Annotated in this window: 3 protein-coding genes; 1 reads left to right on the forward strand and 2 read right to left on the reverse strand. The window is 73.2% G+C overall.

Annotation, left to right across the window (positions count from 1 at the left end; translation table 11 throughout):
• Positions 1-497: 497 nt before the first annotated feature.
• Entirely contained in the window at positions 498-1,232 is a 735-nt protein-coding gene (locus BM536_RS37310; protein WP_073500065.1) for a D-Ala-D-Ala carboxypeptidase family metallohydrolase, read from the reverse strand.
• Between the two features lie 258 nt (positions 1,233-1,490).
• Here BM536_RS37310 and BM536_RS37315 point away from each other — a divergent pair, with 258 nt between their 5' ends.
• Positions 1,491-2,264 carry a hypothetical protein gene (locus BM536_RS37315; RefSeq protein WP_094104041.1) on the forward strand — a complete coding sequence of 258 codons (774 nt, stop codon included), beginning with the start codon at positions 1,491-1,493 and terminating at the stop codon, positions 2,262-2,264.
• Positions 2,265-2,499: 235 nt separating this feature from the next.
• Here BM536_RS37315 and BM536_RS37320 read toward each other — a convergent pair.
• A partial coding sequence (locus BM536_RS37320; protein WP_107439667.1) for an expansin EXLX1 family cellulose-binding protein occupies positions 2,500-3,254 on the reverse strand: 755 nt, incomplete at its 5' end.

A 3,254-nucleotide genomic window follows, 5' to 3' on the forward strand; every position in this document is an offset into this window, starting at 1 on the left:
CCTGCCACCGGGACGGTGGACACGACACACCCACCCGCGGCCGCGACCTCCACCCGGACGCCGCCGGAAGCAGCCCGCGCCGGTATCGAGGCCCCCGCCCGGCCCGACCCGGGGCCCGGCCCCTGAAACCACACCGCCTGCCACCGGGACGGTGGACACGACACACCCGACCCGCGCGGCCAGGGCCCTCCGCCCGGACTCCGCCGGAGGCGCGCGACGTGCGGGTGGCGGAAGGGCGGGTGGTACGCCGGGACCGAGCGCTTCCTCCTCGCGCCGGTCGCCGACGGGCGGCGAGCCTTTCGTACGGGACCGGTCGCCTCCCCCCACGGGCGGGCAGCCGACAGGCGGCCAGCCCTGGACACGTACCGCCGGGCTCGGCGCGTCGGCGCCGGACGGCCGTGGGGAGCGGTCGGGAGGGTGGGAGCGGGAGCCCCGCGGGCCGCCCGGCCGTCGGTTGGCCGGTGGGCGGTCGCCGCGGGTGGTGCGCCGGTGCCGGCTCAGATCCCGCAGGTCGGTGCGGACCAGTACGGCGACGGGTCGAGGGCCACGTGGGTGTGGTCGTTGTGGCCGGGGTAGCCCGGGCCGAGGATCTCCGAGAAGCCGTGTGTCCTGGCCTGCTGGGCGAGTCGGCACAGGGTCGGGGAGCCGGTGAGGTCGGCGGCGTCGCCGTAGAGATGGCGGCTGGTGGACGATCCGCCGACCGCGGTGTTGCAGGCGTAGGAGCGGAAGCCGCTGGACACGGTGACGGGGACGTCGCCGAGGGCGTGCCGCATCGCCTCCAGCTTCCACATCGTCTTGAGGGCGTTCGCCTTGGCGGTGGCGGCGGAGACCGCGCCGCCGGACCAGTCGGAGTTGCACCTGTTGAGTTCGGCGTAGCCGAAGTGGAGTGGTGTGCAGTCCGCGTCCTGGAGGGCGTAGATCCGGTTGAAGGTCTGCGGTCCCGCGACCCCGTCCGCGCTCAGCCCGTACGCGGCCTGGAACTTCTTGACGGCAGCGGTCGTGCGCGCGCCGAACCGGCCGTCGTAGGAGAGCCGTTCACCCGAGGTCACCCACCCCGCGACGCGGATCTGGAGCTGGGTGACGTCGCTTCCGGAAGACCCCTCGGACAGGGTGCGGCTCCAGGTGTAGCACTCGTCGGCGTGCGCGGTGCCGGAGGTGGCGCCCACCCCGACCAACGCGCCCGCCATGACCATGACAAATGAGACAAGCAGACGTGACACGCGTCTGAACATCCCGGCCTCCCGACCGTCGACTCCCGTACCGACCGCCGCCGCCGTCTCGACAGCGGCCCGTGCACAGCGTGGAGCACCGCACTACGCGCGTCAACGGTGCCTTGACCGGCTGCGCCGCAAGCGTTTCCGTCGGCTTCTCCCCCGCCGAGCCCGACACCGAGGCACGAGGCATCGAGGCATCAAGGCACCGAGGGCACCGAGGGCACCGAGGGCACCGATCGTGCGACGTGCCGCGCGACGGCGTGCATGATGGGCGGGATGGACGACAACCCTCTCGCGTACCCCCACCTGGACCCATGGGCGGACGGCGATCTGCCCTTGGTCGACCGGGAGCCCGCTCCCGAGCGGTACGGACGCCTCCGTGTGCGGTCCAGCGACCTCCGCCCGGCCGAGTGGCTCACCGAACGGGCCCCCGGGTACGGCGACTTCGGGACCGTGGCGGGTGTCGCCGCACCCGGGTTCGCCGCCTACGCGCGGGTGCTGCATCCGGCGTCGCTGGACGGACGCCCGATGCGGTGGGCGACGGTGGCCGCGGCTCTGGGGCGGGTCGTGGAGCCCGACGCCGCCTGGCACGAGGTGATCGGCATGGACCTCGACTACCTCAACGCCTCCGAGTACGGCCTGTCCGGCGTCTGGGACGAGCATCCCGCGGAAGGACCGACCCCGCCCGCACTCGCCCTGTCCCTCCTCCCCGTCCTGGCCCGGCACACCCGCGCCCCCGAACGGTGCTGGTTCGGGCTGTGGAACGGCTACGGCCGCTGGGACTTCGACCGGTTCCCCTCGTTCGAGACCCCCGGCCGGGACGAGGTACTGCTCGCCGGCGCCCTCGCCGAGGCCGTCAGCCCGGTCGAGCTGGACGAGTTCGCCGAACTGCCCGACCTGTGGTGGCCCGACGACCGTTCCTGGTGCCTGGGCGGTGATGTCGACCTGGTGAGCACGTACGTCGGCGGATCCCCCCGACTGATCGCCGAACTGCTGGGCACCGCGGACCTGGAAGTCCACCCGGTCAGCGCGGGCGACCGGGTGGGCTGACGGCGACCGCGCGCCGGACGCGGCGGCGCCGCCTCCCTGGGACGGGGAGACGGCGCCGCGTCGTTCTCTTCCGGACCTCGGACCAGCCGTCCGACGACGTGGCCCAGGCCGACGAGGAAGTCGGTGAGAGGTTTCGGGGAACGACTGAACGACTGTCCCCCTGTTCGGATCGCCGACCGGTACCGGTACCGGTACCGGTGCTGCTGCTGCTGCTGCTGCCGGAGCATCACCGCCATCAGTGCTGCCGGAACTGGACCCCGGTCGGTTGCAGGACGTCCGCGCGCACCGGGATGTCGTCGAGCCGGAGCTGTTCACCGTGGATGTCGGTGATCCGGAGAGCGCCGCCACAGCCGGTGCCCTGCTCGGAGAGGAAGTAGTTGAACTCGGCGCGGGGCAGCGGACGCCAGGTGCCGTCCGCCCTGACCTCCAGCCGCGCCACCGGGTTACGGTCACCGACGACCTGGATCCCGCACCAGTACCGCGTGGAACCGGTCTTGTACCGGATCGCGACCGTGTCGGTGGTGCTGGGGCTCAACAGGGTCCACGTGATGGAGAGTTCCCCGGCCGACAGGGCGCCGAGCTTCGCGAACGCCTGCTTGCTGAGGTCGAGTTGGCCGGGCGCGCAGGGCAACGGGCACTCGTTGGTGACCTTGACCGTGACGGAGGCTCCGCTCGCCGCCCGGACGCGGAGGTAGGCCCCGCACGCCTTGGACGTCTCGTAGTCGGTGTGGTTCATCGCCGCGATCATGAGGCCGTCGCTCGGGCCGAACAGGCAGGCGCCGTCGCCGTCGCCGGCGTCGTAGTGCGTGGCCAGTCCGCGGTAGGTGACACCGGGGCGGATCCGGCCCGCCGGCGGCGCCTCCGCGGCGACCACCCGCGCCGGCTTCGAGGCCGACGCGGACGCCACCGGCGTTGCCTCGGAGGACTTCGACGGGCGCGCGACAGGGGTCGCCGTGGGCGGGGCGGAGGACGGGGACGGGGAAGGTGACC

Source organism: Streptomyces phaeoluteigriseus (assembly GCF_001896135.2).
GTDB lineage: Bacteria > Actinomycetota > Actinomycetes > Streptomycetales > Streptomycetaceae > Streptomyces > Streptomyces phaeoluteigriseus.